Consider the following 20,071-nt stretch of genomic DNA (forward strand, 5'->3'; position numbering starts at 1 on the left):
GTTCTGCATTGCCGACCTGTTCTGGCTGATCGCCGCCTTCCGTCCCGAACGCGATCCCGCGCTGATCCAGTTGTTCAACGACATGGCCTGGGTGACCTTCACCAGCCAGGTCGGCTTCCTGATCGCGCAGAGCGTGTTCCTGGCGCTGGCCATCTATCTTGACCGTCAACCCCGCCCGATCCTTCCGCGCTGGGTTGCCCACTTCAACCTGATCGTGGCCACCGGGATGATACCGGCGGCCTTCGCGCCCCTGGCCACGCACGGGCCGCTTGCATGGGATGGACTGCTCTCGTTCTGGGTGAAGAACGGCGCCATCGCTCTTTGGATCGTAGTCATGGGCGTGGTGGTGGCCCAGGCGATCCGGGATCAACGACAGGAAGCGTGCGCATGAGCACCCTCGCCGCAGAAGCGGGCGTGCAGCCTGCACCTTCCCTCATCGGAAAGATCGCCTGGAATTGGCGACACAACTCCAAGCTGGAACTCTGGCTCGCCTGGTACACGATCGTCGTTTTCTACAACATCTTCGGCATCGTGTTCTTCGTGGTGACCCGCACGCAGCCACCGCCGAAGGCATGGTGGAGCCTGCCCCAGATCGCCCAATGGTTTGCGGACAAGCATGACGGCCTGCTCGCCGGCTTCTGCGTGATCTTCATGATGGGCGCCTTCGCCACCGCATCGACCGCGCTGATCACCTATTCGATCCGGCGCATGTCGGTGAGCCCGGTTTTCGCCTATGCCTACCTCCTGCTCTATTCGCTGGCGGCGGTACCCGGAATGCTGCTGACGTGCATCGCCCTTGTCGTCGGCGCCATGCGGCCCGATCGCGATCCGCGATTGCTGGGCCTGCTTTACGATATGGGTTTCCTGTCATTCAGCGGAACGATGGGGATCTTCCTGGTCGGCTCAGTCGTCTGGGCCGTGGCCATCCTGCTCGATCGGAACGGCGTGCTGCCCAAATGGTTCGGCTACTTCAACATCTGCAACGCGCTGACCGAATTCGTGGTCGCCACCTGCTGCATCGTGAAGAGCGGCCCTTTCGCGTGGGACGGCAGCATCGCCTTCTACATCAACATGGTGGTCTTCGGCATCTACACCGGTGTGTTCATCACATACCTGAAAAAGCTGATCGAGCAGGAAGAGCCCGCGCGCGACTACCTGCCGAACCGTCCCTGATCCCATTTGCGAGACGCACCATGACGCAGCCAGCCATCTCCGCCGGATCGGCCACAAGAACACCGGGGCAGCCGGACATGTGGGTGCTCGTGATGATCGAGGCGCTTACATTCTCGGCCTATTTCGTGGTCTACACATTCTTCTATCGCCGCAGCCCGGAGGCGTTCCTGCAATCGCAGGCCCACCTCGATCTTGCGCTTGGCGTGTTGAACACAGTCATTCTGCTGACCAGTTCCTGGGCGATCGCGCGTTGCGTGGACAGGGCGCGCAATGGCGACTATGCCGCCGCGCTGCGGAACGCCTGGTTGACGGTTGCCGGCGGCCTCCTGTTCACAATGCTCAAGCTCTATGAGTGGAGCGTCGAAATCGGCAAGGGCTTCACCTTCACCACCGATGCCTTCTTCTCATTCTACTATTTCCTGACGGCGATGCACTTGCTGCACGTCCTGGTCGGCTTCATCGCGCTGGGCGTGGTGATCCACCAGATCAGGAGCCCCGCCCGCCGATCGCAGGAGATCATCGAGACCGGTGCCACCTTCTGGCACATGGTCGACTTCCTGTGGGTCATCATCTTCGCGCTGATCTATGTCATGAGGTGATCGCATGCCACTGTCCCTGCCGAACAGATTGCTCCTCTGCTGGTTTGTACTGACCGCGATCACCCTGCTCGCCTGGTGGATCGGCGCGCATCATGGGAAAGGACCGTTGAAACCCGACGCGGCGGTTGCGTTCGGTGTCATGGCGATCGCCCTGATCAAAGTGCGCGTGATCCTGCGCGAATTCATGGACGTTCGGCACGCTTCCGCCCGTCTGCGCTGGATCACCGATTCATGGCTGATCAGCTTCGCGGCCATGATGGCCGCCGCCTATCTGATCTGACGCGGATCAGTCCGACTGGGCGATAAGCTGGGCGACGAACAGGCGATCCATGATCTCTCCCACTTGTTCCGCCGAAAGCTGGCGCGCGCTGGACAGCCACCAGGTGAGCACTTCCACCGTCAGGCCGATCACCAGCGTCGTGCCCGCCCCTTCGGGCAGCCAGGCGCGCGCGGCGGGCCAGTCACCCGCGCGTTCCAGCGTATGCGCAGCGAGTGCATCGCGAACGATCCCGGCGGCGCCGCTGGTGAGCAAGGCGGACCAGACCCGGCGCTTTTCGTCGACATGGCGGCACAGCGCGATGCACGACGCGCGACTGTCTTGCGAGGACAGGAGCGGAAAGCTGAAGTCGATAAGCTCCGCCGCCTCGGTATCGGCAAGATCCGCCAACGCCGCTTCCTTGGAGGGGAAATGGCGGAAAAACGTGGTGTAGCCGATGTCGGCTTCGGCGGCGATGTCCTTGATCGTGATCTGTTCGATCGCGCCGTTCTGCAACAATGTCTGCAAGGCTTCACGGATCGCACGGCGCGTCTTGCGCATCCGACGGTCCATCGTCGCTTCACTGGCCGGTGCCGCCATCGCTGCCCTCCCTGTACGATACAACGGGCTGCGATCTAACACATATGCATCGCATCATCCATAAGGCATGCGGTGTTTCATAATGGCGCCGGTCATGCCTCAGCCGCAGTGCGCCGCACTTGATCGATCAGGTAGCGAAGGCCGCTGTCGGTAGACCGGGTGCGGTGATACTGGGCCACTTCCCACATCGTCGGAAACGCGAATGGCACTGCCGTATAGGCAATCGGCAATGCATGGCTGAGCACTTCGGCCAGCCGCTCATGCATCAAGGCCAGCCGCATAGTGCCGCGCAGCATCCAGGGCACCAGGGTGAAGGAGGACACCACCGCCTCGATCCGCCGCTCCCGCTCCAGCGATCGCATGTACTTGTCGGCGAAAGTGGTTTCGCGATGGGTGCCGATGGCGACCGCGACATGGCCGGCGGCGAAGAAATCCTCCTCCGTCATGCCGCGCGCGAAGATCGGGTTCTGGTCCCAACCGGCAACGACGATGCGCTCCTCGTACAGTTCCTCGGTCGGGTGCGTGGTCAACAAGTAGTCGCGCGGGCTGATCATCAGATCGACGGTGCCGTGCTTCAGCCGTTCCAGCGAACCTTCGTCGGGCGAAATGAACTCGAACCGCAGCAAGGGCGCCTCGTGCGCCAGCCGCTCCGCCACGCGGACCAGTACGGCGGCCACCACATAGTCCGATGCGATGATGCGAAATGTGCGCGGGGTCGCGGCCGGATCGAACGGCCGGGTGGAGGCCAGGAGCGAATCCGTCGCACTCAGGTAGACGCGAAGCGGTTCGGTCATCTGCTCCGCAAACGGCGTCGCATGCATGCGCCGGCCGTCCAGCACCAGCAGTTCGTCCCCGAAATACTGCCGCAGCCGGGCCAGCGCCGCACTGACCGCCGACTGGCTCAGGCCCAGACGATCTGCGGCGCGGCTGACGTTGCGCAGTTCGAGCAGCACGTCCAGCGCATGCAGCAGGTTGAGATCGAGACCCTTGTAACGCACCAGTCAGCCTTCCGTCCGCGTGAATAGGCGACGTTAGGCGGGCTCCGGCTGTTTGCAAACGACCTGCTGTTCAATGGCACCGAACGGCGCAGTGCCGTCGGCCGTGCGGCCTTCCATCCGGATGCTGTCGCCGAAGGCCATGAATGGGGTGCTGGGTTTGCCGTCGCGAATGATCTCGATCGCGCGGACCTCCGAAATGCAGCTGGAGCCGACTTCGGTATAGTTCGGGTTGGAGACCGTGCCCGATCCGATCACGGTTCCGGCCACCAGATCGCGGGTCAGCGCGGCATGGGCGATCAACTCGTGAAAGCCGAAGTCCATGGAGGCCGCACTCGCCGCGCCGAACCGCGCGCCGTTCCATTCGACGGCAAGCTCCATGTGGAGCCGCCCGTCGCGCCAATTGTCCCCCAGCGCGTCGGGCGTGACCGCGAAGGGCGCCATCGAACAGGGCGGCTTGGCCTGCACCCAGCCGAACCCGGTCTTCATCTCGACAGGAGCGATGGCGCGCAGAGACCAGTCGTTGATCTGGACGATCAGCTTGACGTGCCGCAGCGCGTCCTCCGCCCGTGTGCCCATCGGTACGTGATCGACGATCACTCCGAACTCGCCCTCAAAATCGATGCCATGCGCGGGATCGCCGAAAGGCACCGGATCGTTGGGGCCGTAGAAACGGTCCGACATGCCCTGGTACATCAGCGGGCGATCGCTTTCGACCGGGGGCAGGTTAAAGGCGATCTGCATCAGTTCGCCATGGGTGCCGAAGGCGGATCCATCCAGCCACTGCCACGAACGCGGCAAAGGCGCGCGCAACCGGGCGGGATCGAGATTGCCGCCGCCGCCCGCTTCCAGCACTTCCGTCAGTCGGCGCAAGTCCGGCTCCGCCACATCCCAGCGCTCGATGGCCGCCAGCAGATTGAGGCCCGGCGCGGCGAGATAGCGCGCGCCGTCGCGCGAGACGACGACCAGCTCGCCGTCCGGGCGGCCATTTTCCAACGTGGCAAGGCGCATGCTCAGTCCTCGAAGATCGCGACCGCGCGGGTCCAACCGGCCGAGGCGCCCTTGATCTTGTGCGGAAAGCACGAGACGGTGAAGCCGTGACCGGGCAGCACTTCCAGGTTGTGCAGCTTTTCGAGGTGGCAATAGCCGATGTCGCGCCCCGCCTTGTGGCCCTCCCAGATCAGCGAGGTATCGCCGGTTTCCTTCACCTTTTCGGCCGTATAGCTGAACGGCGCGTCCCACGACCAGGCGTCGGTGCCGGTCACGCGCACGCCGCGTTCGGTTAGGTACATCGTAGCCTCGTAACCCATGCCGCAGCCGCGATTGACGTAGTTGGGTTCCCCCAACGCCTTGCCGGCAGCGGTGTTGACGAGGACGATGTCGAGCGGCTTGAGGTCATGGCCGATGCGGGCGAGTTCCTCTTCAACGTCCTTCGCCGTGACGACGTAGCCATCGGGGAAGTGGCGGAAGTCCAGCTTCACGCCGGACTGGAAACACCATTCCAGCGGCACTTCGTCGATGGTGATCGAACGCTCGGGCTCTCCATCCTTGCCGTTCATGGTCGGGTGGAAGTGATAGGGCGCGTCGAGGTGCGTGCCGCTGTGGGTGGTCAGCTTCACCCATTCGGACGCGGCAAAACCGGCACCGTCGGGCGTGTCCTCGGCGGTGACGCCGGGGAAGAACATGTCCAGCTCCGGCGCGGTGTCCATGTGGGTCTGGTACGTGATCTCAGGCTTCAGGAACGGCGGATCGCTGACCACGTCGTTGCAGAGCGAGATCGAGAGGTCGACAAAGCGGCGTGTCATGCGGTTTCTCCTCCGAGCGTCTCGGCGAACCAGTCTGAAATCAGATCGCGGCCATAGGCCATGTTATCCGCGCCGACGTGCTCGACGCCGCCTTCGCGGTCCGTGAAGATCACCTTTTCGCGGCGGGGCGAGTTGACGAGCTGGTCGTAGAGATCGTCGGCGTAATCCACGCTGATCTGGCGGTCCTTGGCGCCGTGGGTGACGAGGAACGGCACCTTGACGCGATCCATGTGGCCGTTGAGGTTCATCGCTTCGGACTTCGCGAGGAAGTCCTCCTGATCCTCGGCTCCAAAGGCCCAGTGAACGTGCGCCCAGTAGTGCGGCACCGGATTCTCGCCCTCGCGCGCCATGCGCTTGTCCTGCACTTCGCGCCAGTTGTGGTTGGCGCCCCAGACCGCGCCCGAGGCGAAGCGCGGCTCATACGCCACTGCGCGCGGCGCGAAATGGCCGCCAAGCGAGATGCCGGTCATGCCGATGCGCGCCGGATCGACGTCCGCCTGCTGCTCCAGCCAATCCACTGCCTTGCTTGCCCAGCTTTCCGAATGCGGATCGACGGGCAGGTCCTGCAGGCGCAGCGCCTCACCCGATCCGGGCTGGTCAACGCAGAGCGTGGAGATGCCCCGACGCGCGAGTTCATGGGGCAGGCGCGTCCAGTAGAGCAGCTCCTTGCAGCTATCGAGGCCGTTGCAGAACACCACCACCGGCTTGCGCCCTTCTCCCGGCGCGCGGGTGAACAACGCTGGCATCGTGCCGTTTTCCAGCGGGATTTCCACGCGTTCGCGGTTCAGCTTGCCCAGCGCGGTCGATCGGTCGAAAGCATCACGCGCCCGGGCATAGGTTTCCTTGCGTCCGGGATGGCCGTGGCCCTGCATCCGCTCGGCAGTGATAAGATAGAGCGAGGCGCGCTCCAGCTTGTTCGAGGCCGAGAACTTGCGGCCCTTCGCCTCATCCTCGGCGGCAAGTTCCAGCAGCTTGTCGCCCATCGCCGCCCAGGCCTTCATGAACTGCGGCGTGCCGGCATCGGCGCCGTTCGCGGCCGCGTCACGGATCGGCTGGCACATGTCGATGATCTCACCGAGCTGCGCGCCCGATTCCATCGCGATCGATACCGAGAGGTTCCAGATGTAGTTCGGAAAGTATTCGAAGAGGGCCAAAGGGGGCTCCTGTAATCAGAAATAGGGGTGCGGATTGACGGTCTGCGTCTGGATCGGCTGGAGCACATCCCAGTGCTCGACGATCTTGCCGTCCTTCAGGCGGTAGATGTCGGCCACCGCCCCGCCCGGATTGTCCGGAGAGGGACGGCCGCGAAGGTGGATCATCGCCATGTCGCCATCGACGAGGATGCGCTTCACGTCGAACGAGGCGCCCGGCGCGGAGAACTTCGGCTCCAGCATGGCGATCGCCGCCTCCCGCCCGTCAAGAATGCCAGGATTATGCTGGATATAGTCCGCCGCGACGTAGCGCTCGAAGGCCGCGCGCACCTTGCGCTGGGTATAGAAGAGCCGGGCGAAGTCGGTCACGACCGCGCGGTTGCGCGCCGTCAGCGTTTCCGGCGTGCGCGCCGAAACCAGCGCGAGAGCGCAAGCGGCAAGCGCTGCGGCCGACAGGCCCCGCTTCATCAGGCGTCCGCCGGCTGGAACAGGCGCGCATCGGGTGCGGGATGCGGCATCGTCTGCGGGCCGCCGACGCCGATACCCCACTGGTCCATGACCTGCGGACCGGGAATATGAACCTTGTGCTGGTGCGTCTCGAAATCGACCTCTTCCAGCTCCGAGGTGTACTCGACCGCGAAGCCCGCCGGCGTCGTGAAGTAGCTGAAAGTGTTGTTGCCCGCCGTGTGGCGCCCCGGACCCCAGCGCAAGTCCGTGCCGCGCTGCTTCAGGCGATGCACACCCCGCATCATGTCGTCCACCGAGAGCATGTCATAGGCGACGTGGTTCAGGCACGGCGGCCCGGGCAGGATGGCGACGCGGTGATGCGCCTCGTTACAGCGCAGGAAGCACATGAAGTCGCCCAGCCAGTCGCTGATCTTGAAGCCCAGCACATCGGTGAAGAAGGCCACCAGCGCCGGGTGGTCGGGCGAGTGCATCACAATGTGGCTGATCTTTACGGGCACGCCTTCCCAGCGCTCCATCGCCCGCTTGTCCAGCGTCTCGACCCCCGCCGAAATCTCGAACGGCAGCCCGTCGGGCGAGAAGAAGCGGAAGGCATAGCCGCCGCCCGGCGCATCGAGTTCGCGCGGGGCGAAGATTACCTTGCAGCCGGCCGCGAGCACCTTGTCATGCAGCGCGTCCACATCCGCGCGGCTATCGGCGGCGAAGGCGATTACCTCGACGTGGTTGGCGTCCGACTTGTGGAGGCGCACGACGTGGTGCTCGTCATGCCCGTGGGTCTTGAACCAGGCGAAGTCGTCGTTTGCGTCGACTTCCACCAGCCCCCAGTCCTCGGTGTAGAACTTGCGTTCGGCGTCGAAGTTCTCGACACCATATCCGACGTAGCGGATTTCGGTTACTCGGCTCATTGCATTACGTCCTTGAATTCACGAAACTTCAGATCGGCTGGCTGACCACGGCGAACATCTCGGCAGTGGCCTTGTGATTGTCGACCGGCGGGCCCTTGCCGATCTGGCCGTGGCAGATCGCCAGCGATGCCTCCACGATGTAGCGGCACCGATCGTAGCGGCGGGCGCGGTAGGCCTCGAAGGCCTCCTCCGGATCAGCATGAGCGGAGAGTTCCTCGGCCAGCACGATCGCATCCTCGATAGCCATGCCCGCGCCCTGCCCCAGATGCGGCGTGGTGGCGTGGACAGCATCGCCCAGCAGCACCACGCGGCCCTTGTGCCACGGCCCATGCACCATCATGCCTTCCAGCGGGCGATAGACCACGCCCTCGTCATCGGTGATCGCTTCCGCCAAAGCGCGGATCTGCGGGGCTGTGGCAGCCAGCTTGCCGCGCATGGCCGCCGCGATACCCTGGGTGGGATAGCGCGGATTGTCAGGCTCCGGCGTGGTCACGTACATGTACATCGTGTCCGCCGAAATCGGCACCAGACCCGCGCCGATCGGGCCGTTGTAGACGTGCAGTGCGTCCAGATCGTCCGGCCGCGCGAAGTTGTAGCGCCACACCGCCTGGCCAGTGAATTCGGGCTGCTCCGCATCGGGCAGGATCATCGCGCGGGTCTGCGAATAGACCCCGTCCGCGCCGACGACGATATCGTAGGCGCCATCGCTGCCATCCGAAAAGCACACGTGGACGCCGCTCTGCTCCTGATCGAGCGTCGTCACGGTCAACCCCAGCCGGATTTCCACGCCCAGATCGCGCGCTCTATCGCCCAGCACTTTCTGCAAGGCGCGGCGGCCGATGCCGACATTGGACGGCTTACCCTCCACCAGTGCGGGCGTCGGAATCCGCGCAACACGGGTGCCATCGGGGATATAGATCTCCACCGCGTCGAACCCGCAGGCCGCGTCCAGAAAGGCGTCCAGCACGCCCAACTGGTCCATCGCCCGCACCACGTTCGATTGCTGGATGATGCCCACGCCGTAGACGGACCACGCAGGGTCTTTCTCGATCACCGTCACCGCATGCCCGGCCCGGCCCAATGCGATCGCCGCCGAGAGGCCCCCGATGCCGCCCCCGATGACCAGAATATTCAGCGACATTTTAGACATCTCTCCGCGCGTGCAAGCTCCCCGGCGGAAGCCCTGATCAACTGCCAGAGAGGATGGAAACCCATGCGCCGGGCCGTGCCCGACAGGTCGGATGCCGAAGCCGCGATTGTCTTCCGTGCGGCGCGTTGGAACTCCCGCGCCCGCTCCTCTCTCGATTATGCAACCCGGTCATCGTCCGGCCGGATGCCTTGAGGTCGCACAGGAGCGATCATGACGGAAGTGAATTGATATGATCGTTTTATATCAATATTAGTGATAGCTCGACGCAAGCGGCTATTGCCCCACGGCATCGATCCAGTCTCACCATGCCGGCATTATCGGGAGGGGTAGGCCGAGTAGAAGGCGTTCGGCCATACGAAGTTCGTGTGGGTGATCGTCACGCTGAAATCCAGCGACGTTACTTGATGCCACCAGCCCAGGGGGATGAACAAAGCTTCGCCGGGCTGCAGTATCACTTCATGAACCCGCAACCCGTCCAGTCCGGGAAATTTCCCAACGATGCCCGGTTCCAGTAAGTCACGAACGCGGCTGTAGACGTGGTGGTCGTTGTACAGACGCGGCGTTTCGGTGGGCGGCACCATCAGAACGCGCTTGCGGCCCGAAATCTGCAGCAGGAGGTTGTTCGTCAGGTCATGATGGAGCGGCGTAAACGTGCCCGCAGGGCCGATCCACATGAACCCGGACGGATGCCCTGCTTCGTACTTCAGCAATTTGGGGATGAAGCCAAGGTCCGGCTGAAGCGGGGCCAGCGCTTCCTGATTGGCTGCCGAATTATAGGCGGTGAGATAGCGGTCGTTCCCCGCTCCCGGCTGCGCGATGCTGTCGATGAATGCGTCGAACGGCATCGATGTGCTGTGCGCCGCCATGTTCCGCTCGAAATCGGCATCGGCGTTACGATCCACCTGTATCTGCACCGGACGCGGCCCGACTTTTTCGCGCAGATAGTCCGGCGTCCAGCGCTCCACCGCGGGCCAGCCCGCAAGTTCGCCCACCAGCAGCGCCGGCCAGTTCGCCGCATAGTGCTGGTGCAGGAACTCGTCACCGCCGATGCCTTCGCGGCGCGGGATCCTGGTCTGGGACAGGCCGCGCAGCTGTTCCAGCGAACTCATCAGCCAAGCCAGCTTTTCGGCCGGCGTATCCTGCCCGAGGGCGGGGGCGGGAGCGGGCCCGGGCGTGGATGCCGGCTCGGGCCGCTTGGCGACGGGGCATGTCGCGGGCGGCGTGCGCGTCTCCGATGGGTACGGCATCGCACCGTCGAACTCGCTCAACCGCAGTTTCGACTGGTGATCCGGTACGCCCGGCTCGCCGCGCGCGCCGACACCCCGGTAATAGAATTTCTGCCATTTGCCCGAAGGGCTTGCGGGCGGATCGGCGGCAATGCGCGCCTGGAAGGCATCGCGCGAAGCGCTCCAGTGTTCGAAACTCTCCTGAAGTTCCGGATCGTCCCCGATCGGCCGTACGTCCGGACGGATGCGCTCGATAAGGCCGCGCTCGACCGGGAAGATGAAGGCAAAGGGCTCGTTTTCCTCGAACCGGATCGGCTGGTGAGGACGGGTGAACCGCCAGTTCATGGTGAAACTGTAGGGCGACCAGTCCGTCTCGATGATGGCGCCCAGCGGGGCGATCCCGTCCTTGGCGGCATTCGGAATGCCCCCGACCCATAGATTGTAGCCGGGAGGAGTGCGGAACAGACCTTCGACATGGAAAGTCAACACGCCTTGCCCGAACAGGGCCACGGGCACCCGCTCCACGGGGCTGCCGGCATCCGGGCGAACGGTCACGTCATCGACGGCCGATCCGCCATTCCATTCCGCCTCGAAACCCACGGGGCTCAATATTTCCCAGCCATGGGCATTGGCGATGTCCAGCGGCAGGCAGCGATACGGGAAACGCTCCGGCGCGGCGTCCATCCATGTACGCCTGGGCACGCCCGGCCGCAGACGCGGCTCCCAACCGGGATAGACGTAGCAAGTCAGGTCAAGGTCCGATCGTTGCGTCACCGGCAGGCCTCCGTCTCGAAGCCCATTTCGATCCCACCGGACGTCATCTGTCAATGCGAACGGCCAAGGGGCACCATCTGCCGGATTCTCCATGATCGGGAACCGAGGCTAGCAATCGCACTTGCGCCCGCACATCGGGGAAAACCCGCGCGAACCGCCGCGCGGACGAGCGCCAGGCAAGCGACCGGCAAGGCGGAATGGGGCGGGGGAGAGTTCCGCCCCATTCCGCCGCCCGGGCGGCTACCGACAGGGACCAAGGCCCCGTCCCGCCGGCAGCGGGCCTCGGGGAATTATTCCCCTACATCGTCGGCCGAGACGAAGCCGTCGTGATTGCTGTCGTGGCGCAGGAACATCGCCCAGCCCGACGCGTCGAACTCCGCATGGGTGATCCCGCCCGACTTGTCGCTGTCGAGCACGCCGAAGCGCACTTCGGCCTGGCGCATCTGACGCGTACGCTCTTCCTCGCGTTCGGCGGCGGGCTTGGCGGCCAGTTCCTTTTCCAGCCGCTCATGATAGTCCCCGACATATTCGTCGTGCGAGAGAACGCCGTCATGGTTGCGATCCATCCGCGCGAATTCGGCGTCGCGGCCGCGCTGGTATTCGTCCTTGCTCACTTTGCCGTCACCGTCGAGGTCTTGCTCCTTGATGAAGGTTGCACGGTCGTGGGAAGCGGCGTGGGCCGTGCCGACGACGGCCAGCGATGCGGCAAGCGCAAGGGCAAACTTGCCGGTGTTGTTCAGCGTCTTCTTGGTCATGGGTTTTCTCATTCGCTAACGGAATAGGTCAGGGCGTACGTGTAGCTGCGGGCCGGATCGCTGCCGGCGGCGTTCACGCGGTGGCGCGTCATCGCGAAATAGAGGCCCGGCTGCGGCGCGGTGATGCTGAAGCGGCCCTGCGCATCGCTGGTGATCAGCGGCAGGCGGCGGTTCTCCACCTCACCCGGCCGGGCTTCCTCCACTTCCACATCGGCGTTGGCGAGCGGCTTGCCGTTGAACAGTACCTGGAATTCGGCCGGCTTTCCGGCACGGATCTGCGCCGGATGGGTGATCGCGCGATATTCGATGCCCTTGCCGGTGGGCGCCAGCGCGGCCGCCGTCGGCGTGCCGCGGCTGACGTAGGCCTCGGCCTTGGTCAGGCTCTGCATATCGACCGGTGTAACCCCGGCGGGAAGCGGGCGGCGCGGATCGATGAACTCCCACTCGCCGTCGATCAGCGCGGCTTTGGCGATGCGGCCCTGCCGTTCGCCGCTGCTGATGCGATACGTGCCGTCGGCCGGCGTCGGCACTTCCAACACCGCCAGATCGCGCAGCATCACCGGCTTCAGCGCCGTCGCCTGCCCATCGGGGCCGACCACCTGATAAGCGTCCGACGGCATGGCGATCGCGGGCACGAATACGTGCTCGCTGAAGGCAGCCTCCACCGTCACATGATCGGCCTGCCCCAGCGTAAAGGCGTTGGGCAGCAGATAAGGCGAATGCGCAAGCGCAGGTGCCGCCGCAAGCATCGGAAAGGCGCAGCCGGCCAGCATCAACGCAAGCCGGGATCGGTTGAAACGAGTCATGAAATCCATCCCCTGAAAAGCGAATGCGCGGCTCGTCTCACAAACTCTATTGCGAATCAATAGCAGTAAGATAAATGGGCCGCATTGGCGCTCTCGGGGATGCGCCTGGGGCTCTCACTTTTCGGCGGAGAACGGTCAATCGCGCCGCTCCGCCTCTTCTTATTGCTATTGCCTCGCATTCGTGGAAAGGAATCATGTGATGGATAAGGGTCTGCTGACAGGAACGAGCAAGGCGAGCATCGGCTGGGCCGCTGCCGCCATGATGCTCGCGATTCCCTGCGCCCCGGCCTTGGCCCAGACGGCCGACGCCGCGAAGGGCGATGCCGTCCGACTGGGCAGCTTTCCGGTCAAGGCGAACGCAGAAGCCGACGATGCCGATGCCGATCGCAGCAGCACCGGCAAGCCGCGCGTCCTGACCACCACGACCACCGCGGAAACCCTGCGCGAGCGTATGGTGGACAGCCTTTCGGACTATGCGCGCCGTGTCGATGCCGGTGTGAACTTCAATCCGAACAACAACTCGATCAACATTCGCGGGCTCGATTCCAACCGCGTGCTGACCACGATCGACGGTATCCGCACCCCGTGGCTGGAGGATGGCGCGCGCGGCGTTCAGGGCGGCGTGGCCTCGTTCGATTTCAACTCGCTGAGCGCGATCGACGTGGTGAGAAGCGCCGACTCCAGCTTCTTCGGCACGGGCGCGCTGGCCGGAACGCTGGCGTTGCGCACGCTCGATCCGGAAGACCTGTTGGTGGACGGCAAGACCCAGGCCGGGCTTGGCAAGGTAACCTATGACAGCGCCAGCGACAGCGTCTTCCTCAACCAGGCGGCGGCCGTGCGCAGCAAGGACACGCTGTTCCTGATCCAGGGCGGCTACCAGAACGGCAACGAGACCAAGAACCAGGGCAATACCGGCGGCACCGGCTCCACCCGCACCGATCCGAACCCGGCCAGCTACGACCAGCTCAATCTCCTGGTAAAGCTGCACCAGTACCTGCCCGGCGGCCACAAGCTGGGCCTGACCGGCGAGATTTTCTCGCGCGATTACAACGAGAACACGCTGACCAGCGTGGGTTCGACCTATTCGACTTACCTCACTGACGAGAAGACCAAGCGCAAGCGCATCTCCGGCAGCTACGACTATCAGGGCGAGGGCGGCACGATCCGCGAGGCGCATCTCGTCGGCTATTGGCAGCGCAGCAACCTGCAAACCTACACCGACGGCACTCGCAAGACCGCGCCGATCGGCCAGTACATTCGCGACAGCGACCTTCAGGTGGAAATGTATGGCCTGAACGGCAACATCACGGCGGACTTCCAGACCGGCCCGATCTCGCACGCGGTGACGGTGGCGGGCGAAGCCTATCGCACCAACACCAGCCAGTACGCCGCCGGGCAGGACAACTGCACCGCTGCGATCCGCGCCTGCAGCTACTATCATGTGAATCAATCGGACATGCCCACTGTCCACAGCACCGATCTCGGCCTTGTCATCCAGGACCGCATTGGTTTCGGCGCGGCCGAGTGGCTGCACGTGACGCCGGGCATCCGCTACGACCACTACAGCCGGTCTCCACAGGACACGCCCACCTATACAGACAACGCCGCCTATGACGGGCTGCCGGCAAAATCGTCAGATACCCACTGGTCTCCCAAGGTGCTGGTGGAGGCGCAAGTGCTGACAAAGCTCACGCTCTACGGCCAGTATTCGCAGGCCTTCCGCGCGCCCTCCGCCACCGAACTTTACCTGACATACGGCGGCACCGGCAGCTATGTCAGCATCGGCAATCCGGACCTGAAGCCCGAAACCAGCAAGGGCTACGAATTCGGCGCCCGCTTCGGCGACAACAAGCGCGGGCTCCGCGTGGCCTATTACCACAACAACTACCACAACTTCATCGACACGCAGACTTTCACTGCCACCGAGGCCGGCCTCCCGGACAACTATCCCGCGGGCGTGTTCAAGTACATGAACCTCGACCGCGTGCGCATCTACGGGATCGAGGCGAGCGGAAACTGGGAATTCTCGAAGAACTGGCGGACCTGGGCCTCTGTCGCCTATGCCAACGGCAAGAATACCGAGGACGACTATCACCTGAACTCCATCCCGCCGCTGCGCGCGGTGCTGGGCGTGGGCTACAGCCACGAGAACTTCGGGCTGGACCTCTCCGGCACGGTCGCTGCGGCACGCAACAAGGTCGAAAATCCGGCGTCGGACCTCAACAAGACGCCCAGCTATGGCATCATCGATGCAACCGCATGGATCCGTCCTGCGTTCGCGGAGGGCTTGCGCATTCAGGTCGGTGTCTACAACCTGCTGGACAAGACCTATTACAATGCGCTCGACCTGCCGGACAGCGGCAGCATCGGTAAGCTGTTCTATTCCCAACCCGGTCGCACCGTGAAGGCGACCGCCCTGATCTCGTTCTAAATTCCGTACTGAAAGGCCCGCCCAGGATCATGACCCAATCTGCTGACAACGCGCTGGCACCGACGCTGGTGCAATCGCTCCGCGCCGGTACGCACGATATGCATGATCGCCTAGACAAGGCGATCATGGCCGCAGATCCGTTCTCCAGCCTGCCGGGCTACACGCGCTTCGTGGAGATGCAGTACCTGTTCCACCGGGACATCGCTGCACTCTACGATAGCGAGGCACTGCAATATGTCCTGCCGGGCCTGGCCAAACGCCAGCGCCTGGACCTGATCGCGGCAGACCTTGCCGATCTGGGCGGCAAGCCGCCGGCGGCCGACCGGGCGCCGGCTTTCGCGCCGGGCACTCCGATCGACGTGCCGACCGCGCTCGGCTGGCTCTATGTGGCCGAAGGATCGAACATGGGCGCGGCGCTCCTGCGCAAAGAAGCGGCCAAGATCGGCCTTTCCGACCACCACGGCGCGCGCCACCTCGCCCCGGCACCGGAAGGCCCAGCGGCGCACTGGCGGGCGTTCGTGGCCGGGCTGGATGCCGCGCAGCTGACGGACGAGGAAGAGGAACGCGCCGTGGCCGGTGCCAAGGCCGCTTTCGAACGCGTCCGGGCGCTCGCCGATGCCCGCTTCGCCTGAGCGGACCGACACTACCGACGACCTGCTCAAACGCGGTCGAGCGGCGCGCATGGCCTGGCTGGTGCTGGGCCTCGCGCTGGTCGGCGTGGGCATTATCGGGATCTTCGTCCCGCTATTGCCCACGACCGACTTCATGATTCTGGCGCTGCCCTGCTTTGCGCGGTCATCGCCAAGGCTGGAAGCGTGGCTGCTCAACCACCCGCGCTTTGGCCCCGGCCTGCGTGCGTGGCGGGCGGAGCGGGCGATCCCCCGCCACGCCAAGATCGCTTCCTGGATCGGCATGACCATCGGCTTCACTTCGTTCTGCCTGCTGGCACGGCCGAGCCTGATGGTCGCGATCCCGGTCGCCGCCGTACTGCTGGGCTGCGCGATCTGGGTGGGACGGCGGCGGGAGCCGGGGCAGATGGCTGCAGAGGCGGAAGCCGAAAACGCCTAGAGCCACCCTTTCACCGCGGAGTGCTATTCGGATATTGCAGGCTTCACCGATGAAGCCCGGCAGATGCGGTCGCGGCCGGTGCGCTTGGCATCGTAGAGCGCTTCATCGGCGCGATGCAGAGCTTCTTCGATATCCTTGCCATCCCAACGGCACAGACCCGCCGAAAAGCTGATGGGCCGCCCCTGAACCATGCCGATCGGCTGCGCGCGGAATCGGGCGGCGATGCGGGAGAGGATCCATTCCGCCTCATCCTCGTTGCAATCGTGGAAAAGTACGGCGAACTCCTCGCCGCCCCAGCGCGCAACGATGTCGGCACGGCGGACCTGTAGAGACAGCCGATCGGCGAAGGCGCAAAGCACGCGGTCGCCCTCATCGTGCCCCAGCTTGTCGTTCACTTGCTTGAAGAAGTCGATATCGACGATGGCGATGCAACCGTCACGTTCGTGCGCGGATAGGCCATCGATCTTTTCCAGAAAGCCGCGCCGGTTGGCGATCCCGGTCAGCGGGTCTTCCAGAGCGGCAAGGCTCAGGTCTTGCATTTGCGCACGGGTTGCGGAGGCGGCCTGATAGACGCCTGCATACAGCGTCTGGATCACGTCTCCGACCTGCGGAAGCGCGGGGGCATCCTCCTCCCCGCTATGAAGCGCCTTGGCGAGGGCGTGGATGGGATCGAGCAGGGCGCCGATGCCGAACAGGGCGAGCGCGGTGCCGATCACCGTCGCCAGGGTCAGCAGGACGAATTCGTAGAGGGCTATCCGGCCAGTGGCGAGGCCCCAGGCGCAATAGCCAATGAGCGGCAGGTGCGTGGCTACGAAACAGAGCGCAAAGAGCCTCAGCCGTAACGATCGCGGAAAGATGAATGACGTTGCGAGGTAGAACTGCATTGGCATCCCGGATTTTGTTGAAATTTCGACAAAAAATTCGAGGGCAATTCTGAATGAGGCTTAAACCAATGTGGTTAATTTACGGTGGCAAGACGAGTCGTGCAACGTCCATGACCGGCAGTGGCAAGACCGCTCTCGGAGTGGGCGATCAGGCGGAATTGCGCGCGATGGCACTCTCCGGAAAAGCCCTTTGCGCGCATTGGGACTCCCACTGGAGGCGCGTCCCTATATCCGCTCCGCATGGAGGACATAGCGCCAGGGCCCGCGCCGGACGGCGTCAAAGGGCCAGCAGGTGACGAGCTCCAGCCGCTCGCCCGCGGCCAGTTCAGGCACGGCGTAGCCGTCCCAGCGGACCACATCCGATCCGATGACGCGATAGCGGCGTTCCAGTCCATCGCGCGTCTGGACGGTGATCACGTCGCCCTTGCGGAGATAGCGCAGGAAGCTGAAGTGCGTGTCGCGGTGGGCGGCGACGACGGCGGTTCCAGGCTCTCCGAACGCGGCGCCGCCCGGAAGCAGGGTCGGGCCGAAGGCCATGGCCTGCCCCGATCCGCTGTCCAGCACGACCCGCGTCACGCCCAGCCGGGGAGCGGAAATCCGGGCAACCGGGGTCATATCCGCCCAGGCCCAGGGCTTTTGCGGGATGCGGGTGGTGAGGCTGCGCTCGAACGCCCGATCCAGCAGCACTTGCGCCACCATCGCCTTGGCCGGGACATAGAGGCCGCGCCCGATCTCCGCCATTCCGGCAAGACACAGCGCCGTGAGCAGCAGCATGAGGAGGCCGCGCCCGCGCGCGGCCTCCCGGATACGGGTCAGAGCGTTCATGCCGCCCTCCGGCGCAGCAGGATGGCCAGACCGGCAAGGCCCGCCAGCAGCATAGCCAGCCCCTTGCCGACCAGCCCGACAAAGCCCGTGGCGGTCTGCGGCAGTTCAAGCGCATCGGCCTGCGTCGCTGCCAGATCGCTAGCGGGCTGCGCCTGCACGGCATCCTTCCCGAACAGCGTATCGAAGTCCCAGCCGGCCGGCAGGTTGATCGGCAGATCCTCCCGCGTCAGCCGCGCGCCTGCGGGACGCGAGGGCGTCTCGTCCACGGCGACAAGGCTGGTGCGGCTGGTGACGATGCCGCTTTCCATGCCGATCTTCTCGACTTCGGCGTCGGCGGCATCGTCCTCCAGCTTGCCCAGTGCGCGGTCCGCCTCGACGTCGGTGATGCGCCGGTGTGCCCAGAGCTTCTCGATCGCCGGGCTCGGCAGGGCCGAGGCAAGGTCCACGCGCCGTTCCCAGTGTTTGCCGCCGATCGTGCCGCTGACCGTCAGCGTGCCCGCGAGGTGCTCGGTCCGCCCCACCAGTACCAGCGGCCGCCCGGCATAGACATCCGGCAGGCGCGATGGCGTGAGGTCCAGCGAGCCGCCCTCCACCCGGACCGAAAGATCGCGCACCGCCGGATGGCTCAGCACGTCCAGCAGTGGCATCATCTTGGCCGCCACTTCGCCCGGCGCGCCGACATGGGTGTAGACGCCGCCGCCGATGGTGGACATGCGCTCCATCAGGTAGTCGTTCGGGGCCGATCCGATTCCGACCATGAAGACATGACTGCGCCCGGCATCCGCGCCGATCGCGGCCATCATTTCGCGCTCGTTGGAAATCTCGCCATCGGTCAGGAACACGATCTGGCGGAGCGCATCCGGTGTGCCGCCGCTACCTGCATCCTCCAGCGCGGCCTTGAGGGCTGGCAGCATCTCCGTACCGCCCTGCGCTTCCAGCGATCCGGCGAAGCGCTTGGCCAGCGCCACCTGATCGGGCGTGGCGGCAACGCTGTGTTCGAACAGGCGGGTCATGGTATCGTCGAAGCGGATCACGTTGAAGTGGTCCTGCGGACGCAAGGTGCCCAGCGCGTGGATCAGGCTGGCCTTGGCTTCGTCCATCGAATCCCCGCCCATCGATCCGCTGTTGTCGATCACGAAGACCATCTCGCGCGGGGGCGTGGGCAGGTTGGAGAGATCGGCCGGCGGCGTGACCGAGGCCATGACGTAGTCGCCCTTGTCGGTGTGCTGGGCGAAGAGACCCAGCGTGGGATCGGCCGAGGCCGAGCGCCAGTCGAGCACGAAATCGCGGTCCGCCGGAACGCTGGCGTCGGCCAGATTGATGGTGCGGTTGTCGAGCGGGCCGGTCACGTTGACCTTGTGGTAGCGGCTGATCAGGTTGGCGACGTCGAAGCCCGGAGCAAGGTGGACCGAGATCGTCGTGGGGTTCAGCCCGGCCCCCGCCTTCGGATCGAGCACCGGCGCGGCGGTCACTTCGTTCGCGTCTTCGACAGCGGCCTTCGAATCCAGCGTGTGCGCCGGGGTGTAGCGCGGGCCGACCACCAGCGGCAGGCGCAGCGAGAATGTACCGTTCGCCTGCGATACCGGCGCCTGGTACTCGATCGAGATCAGCACCGTCTCGCCGGGGCCGACATTGGCCACCATCGTCGTGAACATGTTGGGGCGCTGCTGTTCCACCAGCCCGGCCTTGCGCCCGCTGGCCTTGGCGGCCTCATAGGTCTCGCGCGCCTTTTCGCGCGGCTGGATATGACCCACGATCACGCGCTGGCCCACCACCATCTTCAGCGAATCCACCGCGCCATCCTGCGGCAGCGGATAGAGGTAGTGCGCCTCCATCCACTTGTCCGAAGTGTTGCGGAAGGCCTGCGTCACCCGCACGCGGGCGATCTGCCCGGTCACGGTCACGTCCATGTCGGTGCCCAGGCGCACGGCGGGGAGGCTCTTGGCGACGCCCTGCCCGGTCAGCATCAGCGTGCCGGCCGCCGGGCCATCGTCGCCATTGGGCTCCGAGGCGTCCGCATCGTCCGCGGCAACGGCGGCAGTGGTGTGAACGGCCAGCGCGACCGGCGCCGCCAAAGCAAGCATGGCGGCGGGGATCAGGGCGCGGCGGAAAGACAGGAAGTGCGGCATGTCAGGCTCCTTCGATAATCTGGAGCCCTCCCTCTATGCCCCGGCCGGCACGCACAGCCACGAGCAGTCTTGGC

The 20,071-nt window shown here is 64.8% G+C and carries 21 protein-coding genes (1 of these 21 cut by a window edge); 7 read left to right on the forward strand and 14 right to left on the reverse strand.

Features of this window, described 5'->3' with window-relative positions; translation table 11 throughout:
* The 4 genes in view from WBP07_RS25205 to WBP07_RS25220 are tightly spaced (at most 20 nt apart) and all read left to right on the forward strand, a layout consistent with a single transcriptional unit that may run on beyond the window.
* Positions 1 to 391, forward strand: partial view of a hypothetical protein gene (locus WBP07_RS25205; protein ID WP_395397821.1) — the 3' portion only. Its footprint begins 365 nt before the window's first position; only the last 391 of its 756 coding nucleotides appear in the window; its start codon lies beyond the left edge, outside the window; it ends in the stop codon at positions 389 to 391.
* Positions 388 to 1,173, forward strand: coding sequence for a hypothetical protein (locus WBP07_RS25210; protein ID WP_395397822.1), 786 nt, complete (start codon positions 388 to 390; stop codon positions 1,171 to 1,173). The genes WBP07_RS25205 and WBP07_RS25210 overlap by 4 nt, the downstream gene beginning before the upstream one ends.
* A gap of 20 nt (positions 1,174 to 1,193) precedes the next feature.
* The gene (locus WBP07_RS25215; RefSeq protein WP_395397823.1) at positions 1,194 to 1,772 is read left to right on the forward strand and encodes a cytochrome c oxidase subunit 3; all 579 of its coding nucleotides are present in this window, start codon (positions 1,194 to 1,196) and stop codon (positions 1,770 to 1,772) included.
* 4 nt (positions 1,773 to 1,776) lie between these two features.
* The gene (locus WBP07_RS25220; protein ID WP_395397824.1) at positions 1,777 to 2,052 is read left to right on the forward strand and encodes a cytochrome C oxidase subunit IV family protein; all 276 of its coding nucleotides are present in this window, start codon (positions 1,777 to 1,779) and stop codon (positions 2,050 to 2,052) included.
* Between the two features lie 6 nt (positions 2,053 to 2,058).
* On the opposite strand, the gene WBP07_RS25225 is transcribed toward WBP07_RS25220, so the two are convergent.
* The 11 genes from WBP07_RS25225 to WBP07_RS25275 all read right to left on the reverse strand — a co-directional run bounded on the left by WBP07_RS25225 (position 2,059) and on the right by WBP07_RS25275 (position 12,660).
* Positions 2,059 to 2,628, reverse strand: a complete 570-nt coding sequence (locus tag WBP07_RS25225; protein ID WP_395397825.1) for a TetR/AcrR family transcriptional regulator — start codon at positions 2,626 to 2,628, stop codon at positions 2,059 to 2,061.
* A gap of 92 nt (positions 2,629 to 2,720) precedes the next feature.
* Positions 2,721 to 3,626 carry a LysR family transcriptional regulator gene (locus WBP07_RS25230; RefSeq protein ID WP_395397826.1) on the reverse strand — a complete coding sequence of 302 codons (906 nt, stop codon included), beginning with the start codon at positions 3,624 to 3,626 and terminating at the stop codon, positions 2,721 to 2,723.
* A 33-nt stretch (positions 3,627 to 3,659) separates the two neighbouring features.
* A complete protein-coding gene (locus WBP07_RS25235; protein WP_395397827.1) occupies positions 3,660 to 4,634 on the reverse strand; it encodes a fumarylacetoacetate hydrolase family protein in 975 nt (324 codons plus the stop codon).
* A gap of 2 nt (positions 4,635 to 4,636) precedes the next feature.
* The gene (locus WBP07_RS25240; RefSeq protein WP_395397828.1) at positions 4,637 to 5,428 is read right to left on the reverse strand and encodes a cyclase family protein; all 792 of its coding nucleotides are present in this window, start codon (positions 5,426 to 5,428) and stop codon (positions 4,637 to 4,639) included.
* Entirely contained in the window at positions 5,425 to 6,582 is a 1,158-nt protein-coding gene (locus WBP07_RS25245; RefSeq protein ID WP_395397829.1) for an alpha/beta hydrolase family protein, read from the reverse strand. Before WBP07_RS25245 ends, WBP07_RS25240 begins: the two co-directional genes overlap by 4 nt.
* A gap of 15 nt (positions 6,583 to 6,597) precedes the next feature.
* Entirely contained in the window at positions 6,598 to 7,047 is a 450-nt protein-coding gene (locus WBP07_RS25250) for a nuclear transport factor 2 family protein (RefSeq protein WP_395397830.1), read from the reverse strand.
* On the reverse strand, positions 7,047 to 7,949 hold the full coding sequence (locus WBP07_RS25255; RefSeq protein WP_395397831.1) for a VOC family protein: 903 nt from the start codon (positions 7,947 to 7,949) through the stop codon (positions 7,047 to 7,049). The genes WBP07_RS25250 and WBP07_RS25255 overlap by 1 nt, the downstream gene beginning before the upstream one ends.
* Before the next feature lie 28 nt (positions 7,950 to 7,977).
* Positions 7,978 to 9,090, reverse strand: coding sequence for an FAD-dependent oxidoreductase (locus WBP07_RS25260; RefSeq protein ID WP_395397832.1), 1,113 nt, complete (start codon positions 9,088 to 9,090; stop codon positions 7,978 to 7,980).
* A 323-nt stretch (positions 9,091 to 9,413) separates the two neighbouring features.
* A complete protein-coding gene (locus WBP07_RS25265) occupies positions 9,414 to 11,099 on the reverse strand; it encodes a DUF6065 family protein (protein ID WP_395397833.1) in 1,686 nt (561 codons plus the stop codon).
* Positions 11,100 to 11,389: 290 nt separating this feature from the next.
* Positions 11,390 to 11,854 carry an EF-hand domain-containing protein gene (locus WBP07_RS25270; RefSeq protein WP_395397834.1) on the reverse strand — a complete coding sequence of 155 codons (465 nt, stop codon included), beginning with the start codon at positions 11,852 to 11,854 and terminating at the stop codon, positions 11,390 to 11,392.
* Positions 11,855 to 11,862: 8 nt separating this feature from the next.
* On the reverse strand, positions 11,863 to 12,660 hold the full coding sequence (locus WBP07_RS25275) for a DUF4198 domain-containing protein (protein ID WP_395397835.1): 798 nt from the start codon (positions 12,658 to 12,660) through the stop codon (positions 11,863 to 11,865).
* A gap of 199 nt (positions 12,661 to 12,859) precedes the next feature.
* On the opposite strand from WBP07_RS25275, the gene WBP07_RS25280 reads away from it, so the two are divergent.
* Genes WBP07_RS25280 through WBP07_RS25290 form a run of 3 tightly spaced genes read left to right on the forward strand, consistent with a single transcriptional unit; the run spans position 12,860 to position 16,159 of the window.
* On the forward strand, positions 12,860 to 15,091 hold the full coding sequence (locus WBP07_RS25280) for a TonB-dependent hemoglobin/transferrin/lactoferrin family receptor (protein ID WP_395397836.1): 2,232 nt from the start codon (positions 12,860 to 12,862) through the stop codon (positions 15,089 to 15,091).
* 29 nt (positions 15,092 to 15,120) lie between these two features.
* On the forward strand, positions 15,121 to 15,723 hold the full coding sequence (locus WBP07_RS25285) for a biliverdin-producing heme oxygenase (protein WP_395397837.1): 603 nt from the start codon (positions 15,121 to 15,123) through the stop codon (positions 15,721 to 15,723).
* Positions 15,707 to 16,159 carry a YbaN family protein gene (locus tag WBP07_RS25290; protein WP_395397838.1) on the forward strand — a complete coding sequence of 151 codons (453 nt, stop codon included), beginning with the start codon at positions 15,707 to 15,709 and terminating at the stop codon, positions 16,157 to 16,159. The genes WBP07_RS25285 and WBP07_RS25290 overlap by 17 nt, the downstream gene beginning before the upstream one ends.
* Positions 16,160 to 16,182: 23 nt before the next feature.
* Here WBP07_RS25290 and WBP07_RS25295 read toward each other — a convergent pair whose 3' ends face one another.
* From WBP07_RS25295 to WBP07_RS25305, 3 genes are all read right to left on the reverse strand, one after another.
* Positions 16,183 to 17,043 carry a GGDEF domain-containing protein gene (locus WBP07_RS25295; protein WP_395397839.1) on the reverse strand — a complete coding sequence of 287 codons (861 nt, stop codon included), beginning with the start codon at positions 17,041 to 17,043 and terminating at the stop codon, positions 16,183 to 16,185.
* A gap of 225 nt (positions 17,044 to 17,268) precedes the next feature.
* A complete protein-coding gene (locus WBP07_RS25300; RefSeq protein WP_395397840.1) occupies positions 17,269 to 17,868 on the reverse strand; it encodes a class GN sortase in 600 nt (199 codons plus the stop codon).
* Complete coding sequence (locus WBP07_RS25305) at positions 17,865 to 19,997, reverse strand: marine proteobacterial sortase target protein (protein WP_395397841.1); 2,133 nt, start codon at positions 19,995 to 19,997, stop codon at positions 17,865 to 17,867. Before WBP07_RS25305 ends, WBP07_RS25300 begins: the two co-directional genes overlap by 4 nt.
* Between the last annotated feature and the right edge of the window lie 74 nt (positions 19,998 to 20,071).

Origin of the sequence: Novosphingobium oxfordense (genome assembly GCF_044029435.1) — a bacterium.
Lineage (GTDB): Bacteria > Pseudomonadota > Alphaproteobacteria > Sphingomonadales > Sphingomonadaceae > Novosphingobium.

Bases quoted from the DNA above. Each gene is read 5' to 3' on its own strand.
- WBP07_RS25210 (WP_395397822.1), top strand. From the start codon at position 388: ATGAGCACCCTCGCCGCAGAAGCGGGCGTGCAGCCTGCACCTTCCCTC.
- WBP07_RS25215 (WP_395397823.1), top strand. From the start codon at position 1,194: ATGACGCAGCCAGCCATCTCCGCCGGATCGGCCACAAGAACACCGGGG.
- WBP07_RS25220 (WP_395397824.1), top strand. From the start codon at position 1,777: ATGCCACTGTCCCTGCCGAACAGATTGCTCCTCTGCTGGTTTGTACTG.
- WBP07_RS25225 (WP_395397825.1), bottom strand. From the start codon at position 2,628: ATGGCGGCACCGGCCAGTGAAGCGACGATGGACCGTCGGATGCGCAAG.
- WBP07_RS25235 (WP_395397827.1), bottom strand. From the start codon at position 4,634: ATGCGCCTTGCCACGTTGGAAAATGGCCGCCCGGACGGCGAGCTGGTC.
- WBP07_RS25240 (WP_395397828.1), bottom strand. From the start codon at position 5,428: ATGACACGCCGCTTTGTCGACCTCTCGATCTCGCTCTGCAACGACGTG.
- WBP07_RS25250 (WP_395397830.1), bottom strand. From the start codon at position 7,047: ATGAAGCGGGGCCTGTCGGCCGCAGCGCTTGCCGCTTGCGCTCTCGCG.
- WBP07_RS25255 (WP_395397831.1), bottom strand. From the start codon at position 7,949: ATGAGCCGAGTAACCGAAATCCGCTACGTCGGATATGGTGTCGAGAAC.
- WBP07_RS25260 (WP_395397832.1), bottom strand. From the start codon at position 9,090: ATGTCGCTGAATATTCTGGTCATCGGGGGCGGCATCGGGGGCCTCTCG.
- WBP07_RS25270 (WP_395397834.1), bottom strand. From the start codon at position 11,854: ATGACCAAGAAGACGCTGAACAACACCGGCAAGTTTGCCCTTGCGCTT.
- WBP07_RS25275 (WP_395397835.1), bottom strand. From the start codon at position 12,660: ATGACTCGTTTCAACCGATCCCGGCTTGCGTTGATGCTGGCCGGCTGC.
- WBP07_RS25280 (WP_395397836.1), top strand. From the start codon at position 12,860: ATGGATAAGGGTCTGCTGACAGGAACGAGCAAGGCGAGCATCGGCTGG.
- WBP07_RS25285 (WP_395397837.1), top strand. From the start codon at position 15,121: ATGACCCAATCTGCTGACAACGCGCTGGCACCGACGCTGGTGCAATCG.
- WBP07_RS25290 (WP_395397838.1), top strand. From the start codon at position 15,707: ATGCCCGCTTCGCCTGAGCGGACCGACACTACCGACGACCTGCTCAAA.
- WBP07_RS25295 (WP_395397839.1), bottom strand. From the start codon at position 17,043: ATGCAGTTCTACCTCGCAACGTCATTCATCTTTCCGCGATCGTTACGG.
- WBP07_RS25300 (WP_395397840.1), bottom strand. From the start codon at position 17,868: ATGAACGCTCTGACCCGTATCCGGGAGGCCGCGCGCGGGCGCGGCCTC.
- WBP07_RS25305 (WP_395397841.1), bottom strand. From the start codon at position 19,997: ATGCCGCACTTCCTGTCTTTCCGCCGCGCCCTGATCCCCGCCGCCATG.